Below are 15,318 nucleotides of genomic sequence, written 5' to 3'. Positions count from 1 at the left end.
TGCGTTGGTCGCGTTCGAAAAACAAGCCGCAGGGGAGCAGCTCATGGGAGCCGAAGCCGCAACCAAGATCGTTTCGGTATCGCAGAAGATAGAGACCGTCGTGGAGCAGGCGTTCTACATTCCGATGACGGGGCCCGCTGCGCGGCCCCGCCGCTCCCTCAAGCACGACGACACTTTTATCGTGCTCGATAGCCATGGCGATATCGGTGCGTCGGCGGGCGGGCCGGACGGCCTGTTCAACTACGATACGCGCTATCTGGCGCGGCTGGAGCTCGTGCTCGACGATCTCCAGCCGTTGTTGCTCGGCTCGAACCTGCGCGACGACAATTCGGGATTGACGGTCGACCTGACCAATCCCGACATCTATCGTCAGGGTCGCATTGTCCTGCAAAAAGACCTGCTGCACATCGTGCGCACGATCTTCCTGTGGCGCGGCACGGCGTATCAGCGCATCGGGCTGCAGAACCACGGCGAGCAACGTGCCAGTTTCGAGCTGACGCTGCTGTATGACAACGATTTTGCCGATCTGTTCGAAGTGCGCGGCGAGCGGCGTCCTCGCCGTGGGACGGGGACCAGCAAGCTGCTCGGGCCAACCGACGTGCTGTTCGAATATCGCGGCCTCGACGATGCCGAGCGGACCACCGGGCTGCACTTCGATCCGCGTCCGACGCGGCTTTCGGTCAATGCCGCGACCTGGCAGCTCGAGCTCGATCCGCATGAGTCGAAATCGCTGTTCGTGGCCGTGTCCTGCAACCGGCCGATCGCGGAGAAGCCGGCGCGCTTTTTCAGGGGCCTGCTCGCCCACCGCCGCGAGATGCGGCAGTCGACGATTGGCGCGGCCTGCATCGAGACCTCCAATAACATTTTTAACGAGGTGCTGTGCCAGGCCATGGCCGACCTCAACATGCTCATGACGGAGACGCCGCAGGGGCGTTATCCCTATGCCGGCATTCCCTGGTACTCGACGACGTTCGGCCGCGACGGCCTGATCACCGCGCTGCAGATGCTATGGGTCGATCCGCGTATCGCCAAGGGCGTGCTGCGGCGGCTCGCGCATTTCCAGGCCGAGGCGGTTGATCCGCTCGCCGATGCCGCGCCGGGAAAAATCCTGCACGAGATGCGCGGCGGCGAGATGGCTGCGCTGCGCGAGGTGCCGTTCTCGCAATATTACGGCAGCGTGGATTCGACCGCCTTGTTCGTCCTGCTCGCGGGGCGCTATGTCGAGCGCACCGGCGACGAGAAAACGCTCGTCGAGCTGTGGCCCGCGATCGAGGCCGGGCTCGCCTGGATCGATGGTCCCGGCGACCCCGACCAGGACGGCTTTATCGAATACCAGCGCGCGACCGAAAAGGGGCTCGCCAACCAGGGCTGGAAGGACTCTTTCGACGCGATCTTCCATGCCGACGGCAAGCTCGCGGAGGGCAACATCGCGCTCGCCGAGGTCCAGGGCTATGTCTACGCCGCAAAACAGCTCGCCGCGCGATGCGCGCTGCGGCTTGGCAAGCCTGATGTCGCGAACAGGCTCGAGGCGGAAGCCAAGACGCTCGCCGAGCGCTTCGAGGAAGCGTTCTGGTGCGAGGACCTCGGCACCTATGCGCTGGCGCTCGACGGCAAGAAGCGGCGATGCGAGGTGCGCACCTCGAATGCCGGGCAGGTTCTGTTCAGCGGCATGATCCGCCAGGACCGCGCCCGTCTCGTCGCAGCCGATCTGATGCGGCCGCATTTCTTCTCGGGCTGGGGCATCCGCACCGTCGCGCGCGGCGAGGTGCGCTACAACCCGATGTCGTATCACGACGGATCGATCTGGCCGCACGACAACGCGCTGATCGCGCTTGGCCTGGCGCATTACGGGCTCAAGCACTCGGTTGCGCATGTGTTCAAGGGCCTGTTTGATGCCGCGACCTATATGGATCTGCGCCGGCTGCCGGAGTTGTTCTGCGGCTTCCGCCGCGAGAAGCGGCGCGGCCCGACGCTCTATCCGGTCGCTTGCGCACCGCAGGCCTGGGCCAGCGCGACGCCGTTCACGCTGCTGGAGGCGGCGCTCGGCATCGAGTTCGACGTCGCGCGCTGCGAGATCCGCCTGCGCAATCCGCATCTGCCGGCGTTTTTGAACGAGGTCATCCTGCACGACCTGCGGCTCGGCGAGTCCAGCGTGGACTTGCGCGTCAGCCGCCACGGCCACGACGTGGCGCTGGAGGTGCTGCGCACGCGCGGCCAGATCCAGGTCTCGATCGTGCTCGCGCACTAACAGCGTGCGGCAAGGAGGGTTCATGCGTACCGCCGGATGGTTGGTCCTGAGCGTGGCGACCGTCGCGGGCTTGACGGTTGCCGTATCGCGTGCCGCGGAGGAGCAGCCCGCGGCCGCAACCGAGGCGAACGCGCCGCCGACGGTGCAGCCGCCTGCTTCGGTCGTGCCCGTCACGCCGAAGGATGCCGCGCCACCGCCGTCGGTGACCATCATCGGCGCCAGCGACGCCCATGGCGTGCTTGGACGCGACGTGCGCAGCGCGGCGGACGAGGACATGGGCCATATCGTCGACGTCATCGTCGACCTCACCGGCCATGTGCGCGCCGCCGTGATCGATTTCGGCGGCTTCCTCGGCGTCGGCAGCCGCAAGATCGTGGTCGACTGGAACGCGCTTCGGTTCGGCAAGATCACCAACAAGAAGGACAGCATCACGCTGGAATTGACCAAGGCGCAGGTCGCGGCGGCGCCGGAATACAAGGAAGACACGCCGATGGTCGTGCTCGGCGCATCCGGCAGCCTGCAACCGCTGCAAGCGGTTCAGTGAGGCGAGGGAAGGGATGGCTGCCTGTGCTGTTGTCGAGGAAGCCGAACCATGCAGGTCGCGAGGGACGCGTTGAACAGGACAACGTCACCTTGCCCCTGCCTGCCGGCATTCCGGCGCCGTCGCGCCGGAGCCTGCGCGGCCTCGACTGGTTCATCTTCTTCCTCGCCGACGTGCAGACCGGCTTCGGCCCATTCATCGCTGTCTATCTGACCACGCAGAAATGGACCCAGGTCGAGATCGGTCTCGTGCTGTCGATCGGCGGCATCGTTGCGCTGATCGGCCAGATGCCTGGCGGTGCCATCATCGACGCCGCGAAGTCCGAGCGGCTGGTCGCAGCGCTTGCGATCGCGACCATCGGCTGCTGTGCGCTCGCCTATGCGGCGATGCCGATCTTCCCCGTCGTGGTCGCCGCCGCTACTTTGCATGCGGCGGCGAGCTGCGTGCTGGGGCCCGCGATCGCGGCGATCAGCCTTGGCCTGGTCGGTCCGCTCAAGATCAGCGAACGGCTTGGCCGTAACGCCCGGTTTGCTTCGCTCGGCAACGGCGTTGCCGCCGCGGTGATGGGCACGGCCGGATATCTTCTCTCGAGCCGCTCGGTATTTCTCGTCAGCTTCCTGCTCGCGATTCCGACTCTGATCGCGCTGTCTCGCATCCGCGAGGAGGAGGTCGATATTGGACGCTGCCACGGCGAGATGCCGCGTGAGGCGCCGATTCCCGGCGACACCAATATCTGGCATCTGATCCGGCAGCGGCCGCTCATCGTGTTTGCGCTGAGCGTGCTGCTGTTGCAGCTCGCGAACGCCTCGATGATGCCGCTGATGGCAAGCGCCGTGACGGCGCGATCGAGCCAGTGGGCGACGGTGCTCGTTGCCTTCTGCATTGTCGTGCCGCAGGCGATTGTCGCGCTGTTGTCGCCGACCGTCGGACGCAAGGCGCAGCTCTGGGGCCGGCGGCCCCTGCTGCTGATCGGGTTCGGTGCGCTGGCGATCCGCGGCCTGCTGTTTGCGACCGTGCGCGATCCCTATCTGCTGGTGCTGGTGCAGGTGTTCGACGGTTTTACCGCGGCGGTGTTCGCAGTGATGATTCCGCTGATCGTCGCCGACGTCGCCTTCGGCAGCGGGCACTTCAATCTGGCGCAGGGCATCGTCGGCACGGCGACCGGCATCGGTGCGTCCTTGAGCACCGCGCTTGGCGGCTATGTCAGCGACAAGTTCGGCAATGCCACCGCCTTCCTCGGGCTGGCGAGCATCGCCGCGACCGGGCTGTTGCTGATCCTCTTCGTGATGCCCGAGACCAGGCGCACGGGCATGACGGCAAACAAAATGGCCGGCTGAACGAGATCGGCCGGCCATAAGTGGAAGACAAAATCAGGCGTCGAGGTTGTGCAGGCGCTGGCGGTTTCGCAGCACCGATCTGGCGAGCGCCGGAGAAACCAAGAACGCCCTGGGCGTGAAGCTGCGACAGCGCGCGCGACACGGTCTCGAGCGTGAGGCCGAGATAGTCGCCGATGTCGCGGCGGCACATCGGCAGCGCCATCATGCCGGCAACGGCGAGACGACGATCCAATTCGAGCAGGAAGGTCGCAACCCGCTCCATCGCGGTCTTGCGGCCGAGCAGCAGCATGTGGTCTTCGGCATGGCGCAGCTCGCCGGCCGTCATGGCCCAGAGCTTGCGGGCGACCTGGTCGGCCGCTTCCTCGACCAGAACATGCGGCGCCGGACGCGCGCGGTCGCCGGCAATCTCGCCGCGTTGAAGGCGGAGACTGCGGCGAAGTTCGTCGGGCCCGATGAAATCTCGCAGGTGCCGGTCGCTGCGATTCATCCCGGTGACATCGTGCTGCTGCGGCCCGGCGAGCGCTGCGCGGTCGACGGCACCGTGATCGAGGGGCGTTCCGAGATCGACCAGAGCCTGATCACTGGCGAGACGCTCTACGTCACGGCCGAGCAGGGCACGCCGGTCTATGCCGGCTCGATGAATATCTCCGGCACGCTGCGGGTGCGGGTCTCGGCCGCTTCGGAAGCAACACTGCTCGCCGAGATCACGCGGCTGCTCGACAACGCGCTTGCGGCGCGTTCGCGCTACATGCGGCTCGCCGACCGGGCCTCGCGGCTCTATGCGCCGGTGGTGCATGCGACCGCGCTCATCACCATTCTGGGCTGGGTCATTGCGGGTGCCAGCTGGCACGATGCGATCGTCACCGGCGTTGCCGTCTTGATCATCACCTGTCCCTGCGCACTCGGGCTTGCGATTCCCACCGTGCAGACGGTGGCGTCGGGCGCGATGTTCAAGGCGGGCGTGCTGCTCAATTCCGACGATGCCATCGAGCGGCTGGCCGAAGCCGACCACGTCATCTTCGACAAGACGGGTACGCTGACACTGCCTGATCTCGACGTGACGAACGCGGCCGACATTCCCGCCGATATTTTCGAGCTCGCCGGCCGCCTCGCGCTGTCGAGCCATCATCCCGTCGCCGTCGCGGTTGCGCAGGCCGCCGGTGCCAGATCGCCGATCGTCGGCGCGGTTGAAGAGGCCGGGCAGGGCGTGCGCGCTGTGGTGGATGGTGTTGAGATCCGCCTCGGCCGCCCGTCCTTCTGCGGTGCCGAGGATTTGGTCGGCAGCGCCACGCTCGATCCCGAAGCCTCCATCGTCGCTTTCAGCAAGGGCAGCGAAAAGTTCATCCTCTCGGTGCGGCAGGGCCTGCGCCCGGACGCACAGGCAGTGATTGTGCGCTGAAGGATCGTCACATCAGCATCGAAATCCTCTCCGGCGACCGGGAGCCTGCGGTGATTGCGGCGGCTCACGCACTCGGCATCGCCGGGTGGCGCGCCGGCGTCACGCCGGCCGACAAGATCGCGCGGATCGAGGAGCTGAAGCGGCGCGGCGCAAAGGTGCTGATGGTCGGTGACGGCATGAACGACGCGCCGTCGCTGGCGGCGGCGCGTGTCTCGATGTCGCCGATCTCGGCTGCGCATCTGAGCCAGGCTACCGCCGATCTCGTCTTCCTCGGCCGGCCGTTGGCCCCGGTCGTGGCCGCCATCAATTCCGCCCGCAAGGTGCTACATCTGATGCGGCAAAACCTCTGGCTTGCGATCGGCTACAATGCACTGGCCGTGCCGGTCGCGATCAGCGGCGTGGTGACGCCCCTGATCGCGGCGGCCGCCATGAGCGGATCCTCGATCCTGGTGATGCTGAACTCGCGCGGGCCCGGAGCCGCGCGCGGGAGATCGTGTGATGGAAATCCTGGTCTTTCTGGTGCCGCTGGCGCTGATGCTCGGACTTGCCGGCCTCGCCGCCTTCCTCTGGTCGCTCCGCAGCGGCCAGTACGACGATCTCGACGGCGCTGCTTGGCGGGCGATTGCCGACGACGACCCGCCGCCGGCGGAAGCGCCGGCCAAACGCTAGCGCGTCAGCCTGAAGGTGAGCACGGCGGCCACCGCGAGGGCCGCGCCGACACCGGCGACGCAGGCGTGCCAGCCGAAATTGTCGAACAGGCGGCCCAGCACGGCGGTGCCAACGAGGCCGCCGCAGAAATAGCACGCCAGATATGTTCCGCTGGCAATGCCGCGGTTGTCGGTGGCCGTCTGCCCGACGAATCCTGTCGCTGCGGCCTGCGCGAAAAAGGTTCCGACGCCGACCAGGACCATGCCGGTGAGGACTTCGCCGAGATTCGGTGCCAGCATCAGAGGCAGGCCCAGTCCGGCGACCACAAGCGAGCCCCAGATCGTCGGTCGCGTTCCCAGGCGCGACGCCACCTTGCCCGCCAGCAAGGTCGTGACGACCGACGGCAGGAAGACGAAATAGACGAGACCAAGGTCCATCATGCCGAGCGACAGCGGCGGCCGGACCAGGACGAAATTGACGAAGGTGAAGGTGCCGATGAAGGCGAACAGGATGCAGAAGCCGATGCCGAAGGCGGAGCGCAGCCGCGGATCGCGCCAATGCGCGATCGTGGCCGCCAGCGGTGATCCCCGCGGCATCATCGCATGCATCGGCTGCACGTGCTTGATAGTGAAATAGACCGGTAGGGCGCCGGCCAGATTAAGCGCTGCAAAGAAATAGAAATTCCACGCGAGGCCAAGGCCGTCGGCGACCGCCGCCGAGATCAGCCGGCCGACCAGATTGCTTGCAACATTGCCGGTGATGTAGGCGGCAAAGGCGCCGCCAGCGTCCATGGCGCTGCATTGCTCGCCGAGATAGGCGAGGGTGAGCGCGAAAGCAGATGCCATGCAGAGGCCCTGCGCGATCCGAAAAATGGTGAAGACGGCAAGGCTCGGCGCCGACGCCAGCAGGCTCGTCGGGATCGCCAGAAGCGCGAGGCTGAGCAGGATACCGGTTCGCCGGTTGATGTGCGGGCTCAAGAACCCGACGATAAGTCCCGCAACCGCCATGCCGAATGTGCTGGCGTTGACGGCGAAGCCCATCGCAGCCGGCGTGACACCATAATGCCGCGTCAGCGAGGGCAGGATCGCCTGTGTCGCGAAGAGATCGACGACCGTCAGGAACGCGGTCAATCCGATCACGAGCGAGCGGAGTGCTGCTCCCGGCGAATGCGCATCCATTGTCACGGCGATAGGCCTGATGGGGGTGGAGAGATCAGTCATGGCGTGCTTGTCCTTCTTGTCATTCCGGGTTGGTGCGCTAGCACCCGACCCGGAATCTCGAGATTCCGGGTTCGCTTCGCGCCCCGGAATGACGGCGCATTCAGGCACCCGTTACATGTTATGGTCGTGCGGATCCCTGCGAACGTCGCCGACATAGAGAATGACCGTCTCCTTGCCGAGGTTCTTCCACCAATGCGAGGTGCCTGATACCTCGGGGCGGATGTCGCCGGCCTTGTGCAGGATCGGATCGACACAATTGGAAGCGTATTCGACGATCTCGCCCTGCTGCACGAAGATCAGGGCCGGGCGGTCGTCATGGCTGTGCCACGGCACGATGCCGCCGGGCTCGATCGTGAGCTTGCGGAAGCGAAGCTCGCGGCCTTCGATATGGGCCGGCTGCTTGCCGAGGTCGATCGCACCCAGCGTGGTATCGGTGACGCCGACCGGCTTGTAGTCGACCATCTGATGCGCGTTCGGCTTGATCTTGTCGGCGGGGCATTCGCCGGCAAGCACCGGTTGCGCGAGAAGCGTCAATGTGCCGGCGACGGCGAGGCCCGGCCAGATCAGGCGTGACAATGTGGGATGCTTGGACATGAGACGTCTCCCGTGTTGGCCGCAACCTCGCTGGTTGCCGGCTATGGCAGGAGCTTGGTCGAGACCAAGCCCATCCTGAAATGCCGGTTGGCTCTCGATGCGATAGTCCCGCGCTATGTTGATGCGCCGCGGCTATCGAACCGATTGGGGATCGGTATTTCCGTCTGACCGGGAGCTGGCATTAGATAGCCATCACCCCCTTGCACGAGGGGCGGAACGCAAAAATAATGCGACCCCCGATGCCGGAGCCGGAGATGCCGGAGATGACATCACTTTCGCCAGCCGATGCCGAACGTCTCAGGCTCGCCTTCCAGCGCTGCCGCGACATGGAAGGGACCCTGAACGAGCAGCTCCACGCCTATGCCGACGCCAGCCGCGAGGTTTTTCCGGCCTATGGCGAGGCGGTCGATCGCCTGGTGGTGCGATTGAATGGCAACGGCGGCGGCGAGACCGCGCCGCGTCCGGGCGACGCGATGCCGCCATTTATGTTGCCCGACGAGACGGCGCGTCTGGTCGCGCTATCCGCGCTGCTGGAGCAGGGCCCGGTCGCGGTGATGTTCTTTCGCGGACACTGGTGTCCCTATTGCCGCCTCAATATGCGGGCGGTGGCCCAGGCCGAAGCGCGCATCCGGGCGATGGGCGCGCAGGTCGTCGCGATCATGCCCGAGACCCAGGAGTTCACCGAACAGCTCAAGGACGATGCGGACGCGCGGTTTCCAATCCTGACCGATCTCGACAATGGCTATGCGCTGTCGCTGAACCTCGCGATCTGGCTTGGCACGGAGATCCAGCAATTGCTGTCCTACCAGGACATGGCGAAGTTTCATGGCAATGACGGCTGGGTGCTGCCGATCCCGGCCGTGTTCGTCGTCGGTCGCGACGGGATCGTGAAGGCCCGCTTCGTCGACCCCGATTTCCGCAAGCGCGTGGAAATCGATGACCTGCTCGCCGCGCTGGAGAGTGCGAGCCGAGAGCGGTGAATTCCGCGCGGGATGACTACCCCACAACAATGCGCCAGTCCGCACCGCGCAGCATGCGCATCACGGCGTTGGCGACCGCCGTGCGCTGCCGGCCTGCCACGCCATAGAGGCTGACAGTGCGGCGCGCGTCGAGCCCGGCGACTGCGGCCCGTTTCAGGCTCTCCGGCACCGGCGAGGTGCGCGGCATCATGGCGATGCCGATATCGGCCTCCACCAGCTCGATCAAGTCGCGCTCGCTCGAAATCTCGTGGCAGTACTCGATGTCGACGCCGTGCTCGCGCAGGCTTGCCGAGATGCGCCTGGAATGCTCGCAATAGCTGCGGCCGAGCAGTTGCTCCGCGCGCAGATCGTCTGGCTCGATCGTGTCGTGGCCGGCGAGCCGGTGCTCTCTGCTGACGACGAGATCGAACGCTTCGGTGAACAGCGGCCACGTGTCGAGCCGATCCCAGGCTTCGTCGATCTCGGCGGCGATGCCGAGCTCGGCGTCGCCCTTCTTCAGGAATTCGCCGACCTCGCGGCTGGTCCCGCGCAGGAAGCGGAATTCGAGACGATTGAACTGCCGCCTGATCTCGTTGAGATGCGGAATCAGCAGCGACAAATCGATCGCATGCGTCAAGGCAATGCGCAGCGCGCCGATCTCTCCGCTCCTGAACGAGGAGGCGAGCGAGCGCGCGCCCACGGCGGCGTCATAGCACTGCTTCAGCAGCGGATGCATGCGCTGACCGAGCTCGGTCAATTGCGCGGCCGGCCGTTCACGGCGGAACAGGTCGCCGCCGAGCTCGGCCTCGAGCTGCTTGATCGCGCGCGTCAGCGAGGGCTGTGTGACGTTGCACTCCTCGGCCGCGCGCGTGAAATTCAACAGCTGCGCCACCGCGAGGAAATAGCGGACCTGGTGCATTTCCATGGATCGGCTCCCAGCGAGATCGCCCCGAAATCTAGCCGATCGGAGCCGGAAATGACATCCCGCCCGCGATAGCGCCGACGTATGGACTCGGAAGCCAGCCGGCATTTCAAAAGGTCCCGTAATCTCGTAAAACCATCAGGCGTAACATAACCACCGCGTTCGACGAATATTCGACCAGTACGGGCTCACCGGGAGCGAATCATGAACGGCATGCAAGGCAAAGGCGCTGACCTTCCGGGTCAAGTCGTCCTCGTGCTGCAAGGCGGCGGCGCGCTCGGCTCGTACCAGGCCGGCGTCTACCAGGCGCTGCACGAGGCTGGCATCGAGCCGGACTGGGTGATCGGCACCTCGATCGGCGCCATCAATGCAAGCCTCATTGCAGGCAATGCGCCGGCGCACCGGCTCGCGCGTTTGCGGGAATTCTGGAAGCGGATGGAGCAGAAGCCGGTCTGGGGTCCGGGCAGCATCTTTCCCGGCTTCAACGAGAAGCTGGCCTATTGGTCGACCGTCACCCACGGCGTTGCCGGCTTCTTCCGGCCCAATCCGCTGGCACATGTCAGCGAGACCTACCCGCTCGGCGCCGATCACGCTGGATTCTATTCAACCGCGCCACTGGAGACGACGCTGCGCGAGCTGGTCGATTTCGATCTGGCCAATCGCTGCGCGCCGCGACTCACGGTCGGCGCGGCTCATGTCGGCACCAGCCAGATGCGCTATTTCGACAGCCGCGACGGCGAGCTGACGGTGCAGCACGTGATGGCTTCGGGCGCATTGCCGCCGGCCTTCCCGGCGGTGCGCATCGATGGCGAGCTGTATTGGGACGGCGGCATCCTGTCGAACACGCCGACGGAAGCGGTGTTCGACGACAATCCGCGCCGGGACTCGCTGATCTTCTCCGTGCATCTGTGGAATCCCGTCGGCGGCGAGCCGACGACGATGGCGGAGGTGCTGAACCGGCACAAGGACGTGCAGTATTCAAGCCGCATCGCCAGCCAGATCGTCCGCCAGCAGCAGGCTCATCGCCTGCGCCACGTCATCAACCAGCTTGCGGCACGATTGCCCAAGAGCGAGCGCGACGATCCCGCGGTAAGAGATTTGATCGGCTACGGCTGTTCGACCCGGATGCATGTGGTGCGGCTGCTGGCGCCGCAGCTCGAGCGCGAGACCCACACCAAGGACATCGACTTCAGCCCGTCGGGCATCACGCGGCGCTGGAATGCGGGTTACGCTCACACGAGGTCCGTGCTGGCGCGCAAGCCATGGGTCGGCGAATTCGATCCGTTGTCCGGCGTGGTGCTGCACGAGCATATGGACGAGATGCCACTGGCGGCGGAATAGCGCCACAAGCCGCCGCTCGCTTCATGGAATTGCCACAGGCCTTGTGGATCGTCGGCGCCGGTCCGCAGGCGAAAGGCTCTGCAAGTGGTATCCGGCAATGATCTGGAATTGGCTCTCGATCAGGTCCGCACCAGTGCGGCGGGACCGATCCCGGGCGTGTTCGGCCCCGACACGGTGACCTGGCGGATCGACCGGGAGGCCGTCATCTTTCTCGGTGCCGGCCGTGCGCTGCTGCTGCAACTGGCGCATCCCTGGGTCGCCGCCGCCATCGCCGAGCATTCCAAAACCTTGGCCGATCCGATCGGCCGCTTCCATCGCACCTTCGACATCGTCTTTGCCATGGTGTTCGGCTCGCTCGACCGGGCCATGCTGTCGTCGCGGCAGCTGCACCGGCGCCACGCGATGATCGTAGGCCTGATGCCGGAGACGGTCGGTCCCTTCGCGGCCGGCTCGCGCTATTGCGCCAACGACATCCCGTCGCTGTGCTGGGTTCACGCGACCTTGGTCGAGACGGCGCTGATGGTGCATGATCTGGTTCTGCCGCCGCTCTCGGCCGAGGAGCGCGAGCGCTACTGGACCGAGAGCCGGACCTTTGGCGCGCTGTTCGGTCTGACGGGCGATGATCTGCCGGCGGACTGGTCCGGCTTCTCGGCTTACGCTGCCGCGATGACGCAGTCGGACACGCTGACCGTGAGCCCGGCAGCACGCGAGATCGCCGCGCAGATCTTTGGCGGTGCGCGTCCGTGGCTGCGACCGCCGCGATGGTATCGCGCGCTCACGGCAAGCCTGGTGCCGGAGCGTCTGCGCGCGGGCTTTGGGTTTGAGTTCGATGAGCGCGACGCCAGATCTGCCGACAACGCGCTGCGATGGATACGGCGCGTCTATCCGAAACTCCCCGACCGGCTGCGTTACGTCGGCCCCTATCAAGAAGCGCAGGCCCGGCTACGCGGCGAGCCGCAGCCCGACTGGATGACCCGCTGCCTCAACCGCGCCTGGATCGGCCGGTCGCAGATGGATGTGCGCGGGAAGCGGTGAGGTGCTCAGCTCTTAATCCGTCCTCCTGAGGTGCGAGTGGCGCGATGCAGAAGCATCGCGCCGGGAGCCTCGAAGGATGCACGGCTCCGCTGCTGCAGCCGGGCCGTCGCCCTTCGAGGCTCGCCGAAGGGGCGAGCACCTCAGGGTGACGGGAGATGGAGTGTCGTACGTTGCTCTCACGCCGCCGCCAGCTTCCGATACAGCGCGCTGTAGCTGCCGGCCGAAATGCTCCAGGAGAACGAGCGGCCCATGGCGCTGCGGCGCATCGTGTCGAGCTGGTCCTGGGCCATGAACGCCTCGAAGGCGCGGCGGACGCCGCCGAGGAAAGAGTCATGCGAGGGCCTTGAGAACAAGAAGCCGGTCTCGCCGTCGGTGATGGTCTCTGCCAGGCCGCCGGTCTGGTGGCCGATCGGCAGCGAGCCGAAGCGCTGGGCGTACATCTGGCTGAGCCCGCACGGCTCGAAGCGCGACGGCATCAATGTGAAATCGCTGCCGGCAAAAATGCGTCGGGCCTGGGCGTCGCTGAAGCCGATGGTGACGCCGATAGCGTCGGGCCGGCGGCGATGGGCGTCGATCAGCGCCTGCTCGAGCGCGGGTTCGCCGGAGCCGGTGACCACGATCTGCCCGCCGGCATCGACGATCTCGTCGGCCGCCGATAGCACGAGGTCGATGCCCTTCTGGTGCACGAGGCGCGCGACGATCGCGAACATCGGCCCGCGCGAGACCGCGAGGCCAAACTGCTTGCGCACATAATCCGAATTGGCCTTCTTCCCGACCCAATCTCCGGCACCGAATTGTTGCGCGAGCTGGGCGCAGGAGCGCGGGTCCCAGCTCTCGTCGATGCCGTTGAGGATGCCCGTGAGCTCGGACGCGTCGGAGCGGACGCGCAACAGGCCTTCGAGGCCGCAGCCGAATTCCTCCGTCGTGATCTCGCGCGCATAGGTGCCGCTGACGGTGGTGAGGTGCGAGGCATAGACCAGCCCTGCCTTGAGGAAGGAGAGCTGGTCGTAGAACTCGACGCCGTCGATGTGGAAGGAGCTTTCGGGGACGCCGATCCGCCGCAGCGACTCCTTGGGGAAGAGACCCTGATAGGCGAGGTTGTGGATGGTCAGGATCGACGGCAGCTTGCTGCCGCGCCAGGCGAGATAAGCCGGCACGAGCGAGGCTTGCCAATCATTGGCATGGATCAGGTCTGCTGCCCAATTCTTGTCCAGCTTGCCCATGGCAAGCTCAGCGGCCGCCGAGGCAAAGCGCGCGAAGCGGATGTCGTTGTCGGGCCAGTCGCGCCCGGACTCGTCGCCATAGGGATTGCCGGGCCGGTCGTAGAGTTGTGAGCACAACAGTACATAGACCGGCAGGCCGTCCTTGGTGGCGGCCCGGCCGAGCGAGCAGGCCGGCATCTCCGCAAATGCCGGGCAGCGGCCAACGATCTGAATATGCGTGAGTTGTTCGATGATATCGCGATAGCCGGGCAGCATGATCCGGATATCGGCGAAGGGGCGGAGCGCTCGAGGGAGGGCAGCGGAAACGGCACCAAGTCCGCCGACGCGGACGAAGTCGTCCATCTCCGTGGTAACGAATAAGACCCTCAAGAACGATTGCCCTCTTCCGATCCCGATTGCTGCTATGCAAGATCGGGTCCAGTTGCCCCTGGAAATCTCGGCCTGCCCACGAGACGCGTTCGTTCGGTAAAGACTTTCCTACTCAGCCGCCGCCATCTAGGGTCGGCGCACCAACAAGAGAGAACAACATTAGTTCCTTAAGGGACGGGCCGGGGATGCAGCTACCAGATAAGCACGAAGACATGACGACAAAGGCCTTCGCGGGCTTAAGGGTCCTGGATTTTTCGACCACCATCGCCGGCCCCCATTGCGCGCGGATGCTGGCCGACATGGGCGCCGAGGTCATCAAGATCGAGACCGACGGCGGCGAGACGATGCGGACGCGGCCGCCGCTGCGCAAGGGCTGCAGCACCGTGTTCGGCCAGCTTAATGTCGGCAAGAAGAGCGCGGTGCTCGACCTCAAGTCGGAGGACGGCAAGGAGGCGGTCCGCCGGCTGGTCGCCACCGCCGACATCCTGGTCGAGAATTTTCGGCCCGGAGTGATGCGCCGGCTGCGGCTCGACTATGACAGCCTGCGCTCCGTCAATCCCAGGCTGATCTACTGCTCGATCTCGGGCTACGGCCAGACCGGTCCTTCGGCCGAGCTGCCGGCCTACGCGCCGGTGATCCATGCCGCCTCCGGCTACGACATGGCGCATCTCGCCTACCAGCCCGGCCGCAACCGTCCGGACTATTGCGGCATCTACCACGCCGATGTCGTCACCGGCACCTACGGCTTCGGCGCGATCGCGTCTGCGCTCTATCAGCGCACGGTGACCGGGCTTGGTCAGCACATCGACGTCTCCATGCTGGAGTCGATGCTGACCTTGACAGTGATCGAGCTGCAGAGCTCGCAATTCGCGGTGAAGCCGCCGCCGCGTCCGATGTTCGGGCCGACCGAGACCGCCAACGGCTATGTCATGATCACGGTCGCCAGCGAGAAGACGTTCCAGGCCTTGATGGGTGTGATCGGCAGGCCTGAATGGATTTCCGATCCGCGCTTCGCCTCCTATGCTTCACGGCGCGAGAACTGGGCCGACATGATGGACGGCGTCGAGGTCTGGTCGAAGCCGCTCACGACCGATGCATGCCTTGTGGCCTTGAGCGCCGCCGGCGTGCCGGCCTCGGCCTACCGCAGCATCAAAGAGGCCCTGGCCGATCCGCAACTCGCGCACCGGTAGGCGCTCTCGTCGGTGGAAGACGGAGGCGGCTCGTTCCGGGTGCTCAATCTGCCGTTCCGGATGACGGGTGCCGACACGACTCCGGGCGAGACGATCGCTGTCCTCGGCGAGCACACGGATGCGCTGCGCGACGAGATCGGCCTCGCCAATGCAGCGCCAATTCCGTCAGGCAAAACAGAAGCGGCCAACTGAGCGCGTCACGCCGCGCGCATGGGGCATCGAACCCCGTGTGTTCCTCTTGCCGTGGCGAGCATTTGTCGCCAATCTCGCCTCCAAGTCATTCAACGATCCG

11 protein-coding genes and 3 pseudogenes are annotated in these 15,318 nt (G+C 65.7%); 9 read left to right on the top strand and 5 right to left on the bottom strand.

Features of this window, described 5'->3' with window-relative positions; all coding sequences use genetic code 11:
• The first annotated feature begins 43 nt into the window (after positions 1-43).
• From JJC00_RS28520 to JJC00_RS28510, 3 genes are read left to right on the top strand one after another with little or no spacing between them, the layout of a single operon-like run.
• Entirely contained in the window at positions 44-2,248 is a 2,205-nt protein-coding gene (locus JJC00_RS28520; RefSeq protein ID WP_200469170.1) for an amylo-alpha-1,6-glucosidase, read from the top strand.
• A gap of 22 nt (positions 2,249-2,270) precedes the next feature.
• Entirely contained in the window at positions 2,271-2,792 is a 522-nt protein-coding gene (locus tag JJC00_RS28515) for a PRC-barrel domain-containing protein (protein ID WP_200469169.1), read from the top strand.
• Positions 2,793-2,815: 23 nt separating this feature from the next.
• A complete protein-coding gene (locus tag JJC00_RS28510; RefSeq protein WP_200469168.1) occupies positions 2,816-4,126 on the top strand; it encodes an MFS transporter in 1,311 nt (436 codons plus the stop codon).
• Between the two features lie 33 nt (positions 4,127-4,159).
• Here JJC00_RS28510 and JJC00_RS28505 read toward each other — a convergent pair.
• Positions 4,160-4,472, bottom strand: a pseudogene (locus tag JJC00_RS28505) (helix-turn-helix domain-containing protein); the annotation flags it as partial.
• Here JJC00_RS28505 and JJC00_RS28500 point away from each other — a divergent pair.
• Together JJC00_RS28500 and ccoS are read left to right on the top strand one after the other, a co-directional pair.
• Positions 4,473-6,024: pseudogene (locus JJC00_RS28500) on the top strand (copper-translocating P-type ATPase); the annotation flags it as partial. It abuts the pseudogene before it with no gap.
• Entirely contained in the window at positions 6,024-6,194 is a 171-nt protein-coding gene (gene ccoS, locus JJC00_RS28495) for a cbb3-type cytochrome oxidase assembly protein CcoS (protein ID WP_200469167.1), read from the top strand. The pseudogene JJC00_RS28500 and the gene ccoS, both read left to right, overlap by 1 nt.
• Here the strand turns inward: ccoS and JJC00_RS28490 are convergent.
• Together JJC00_RS28490 and JJC00_RS28485 are read right to left on the bottom strand one after the other, a co-directional pair.
• On the bottom strand, positions 6,191-7,393 hold the full coding sequence (locus JJC00_RS28490; RefSeq protein ID WP_200469166.1) for an MFS transporter: 1,203 nt from the start codon (positions 7,391-7,393) through the stop codon (positions 6,191-6,193). The two genes, ccoS and JJC00_RS28490, sit on opposite strands and share 4 nt — an antisense overlap.
• A gap of 111 nt (positions 7,394-7,504) precedes the next feature.
• Complete coding sequence (locus JJC00_RS28485; protein ID WP_200469165.1) at positions 7,505-7,987, bottom strand: cupin domain-containing protein; 483 nt, start codon at positions 7,985-7,987, stop codon at positions 7,505-7,507.
• A gap of 263 nt (positions 7,988-8,250) precedes the next feature.
• Between JJC00_RS28485 and JJC00_RS28480 the strand changes: the two genes are divergently transcribed.
• Positions 8,251-8,967, top strand: a complete 717-nt coding sequence (locus tag JJC00_RS28480) for a peroxiredoxin-like family protein (RefSeq protein ID WP_200469164.1) — start codon at positions 8,251-8,253, stop codon at positions 8,965-8,967.
• Between the two features lie 16 nt (positions 8,968-8,983).
• Here JJC00_RS28480 and JJC00_RS28475 read toward each other — a convergent pair whose 3' ends face one another.
• Positions 8,984-9,871: a LysR family transcriptional regulator gene (locus JJC00_RS28475; protein ID WP_200469163.1), complete on the bottom strand. Its 888-nt coding sequence runs from the start codon at positions 9,869-9,871 to the stop codon at positions 8,984-8,986.
• A gap of 201 nt (positions 9,872-10,072) precedes the next feature.
• On the opposite strand from JJC00_RS28475, the gene JJC00_RS28470 reads away from it, so the two are divergent.
• Both JJC00_RS28470 and JJC00_RS28465 read left to right on the top strand, forming a co-directional pair.
• Positions 10,073-11,209, top strand: a complete 1,137-nt coding sequence (locus tag JJC00_RS28470; protein WP_200469162.1) for a patatin-like phospholipase family protein — start codon at positions 10,073-10,075, stop codon at positions 11,207-11,209.
• An 84-nt stretch (positions 11,210-11,293) separates the two neighbouring features.
• Positions 11,294-12,244 (top strand): oxygenase MpaB family protein, encoded by a 951-nt coding sequence (locus JJC00_RS28465; RefSeq protein WP_200469161.1) that lies wholly within the window; start codon positions 11,294-11,296, stop codon positions 12,242-12,244.
• A gap of 176 nt (positions 12,245-12,420) precedes the next feature.
• On the opposite strand, the gene glgA is transcribed toward JJC00_RS28465, so the two are convergent.
• Positions 12,421-13,809, bottom strand: coding sequence for a glycogen synthase GlgA (gene glgA, locus JJC00_RS28460; protein ID WP_246773951.1), 1,389 nt, complete (start codon positions 13,807-13,809; stop codon positions 12,421-12,423).
• A 212-nt stretch (positions 13,810-14,021) separates the two neighbouring features.
• On the opposite strand from glgA, the pseudogene JJC00_RS28455 reads away from it, so the two are divergent.
• A pseudogene (locus JJC00_RS28455) lies at positions 14,022-15,218 on the top strand (CaiB/BaiF CoA transferase family protein).
• Positions 15,219-15,318 lie beyond the last annotated feature (100 nt).

Origin of the sequence: Bradyrhizobium diazoefficiens, from assembly GCF_016616885.1 — a bacterium.
In the GTDB taxonomy this organism is placed as follows: domain Bacteria; phylum Pseudomonadota; class Alphaproteobacteria; order Rhizobiales; family Xanthobacteraceae; genus Bradyrhizobium; species Bradyrhizobium diazoefficiens_F.
The sequence above is the reverse complement of the archived record's forward strand: the minus strand, read 5'-3'. Positions and strand labels throughout refer to the sequence as shown.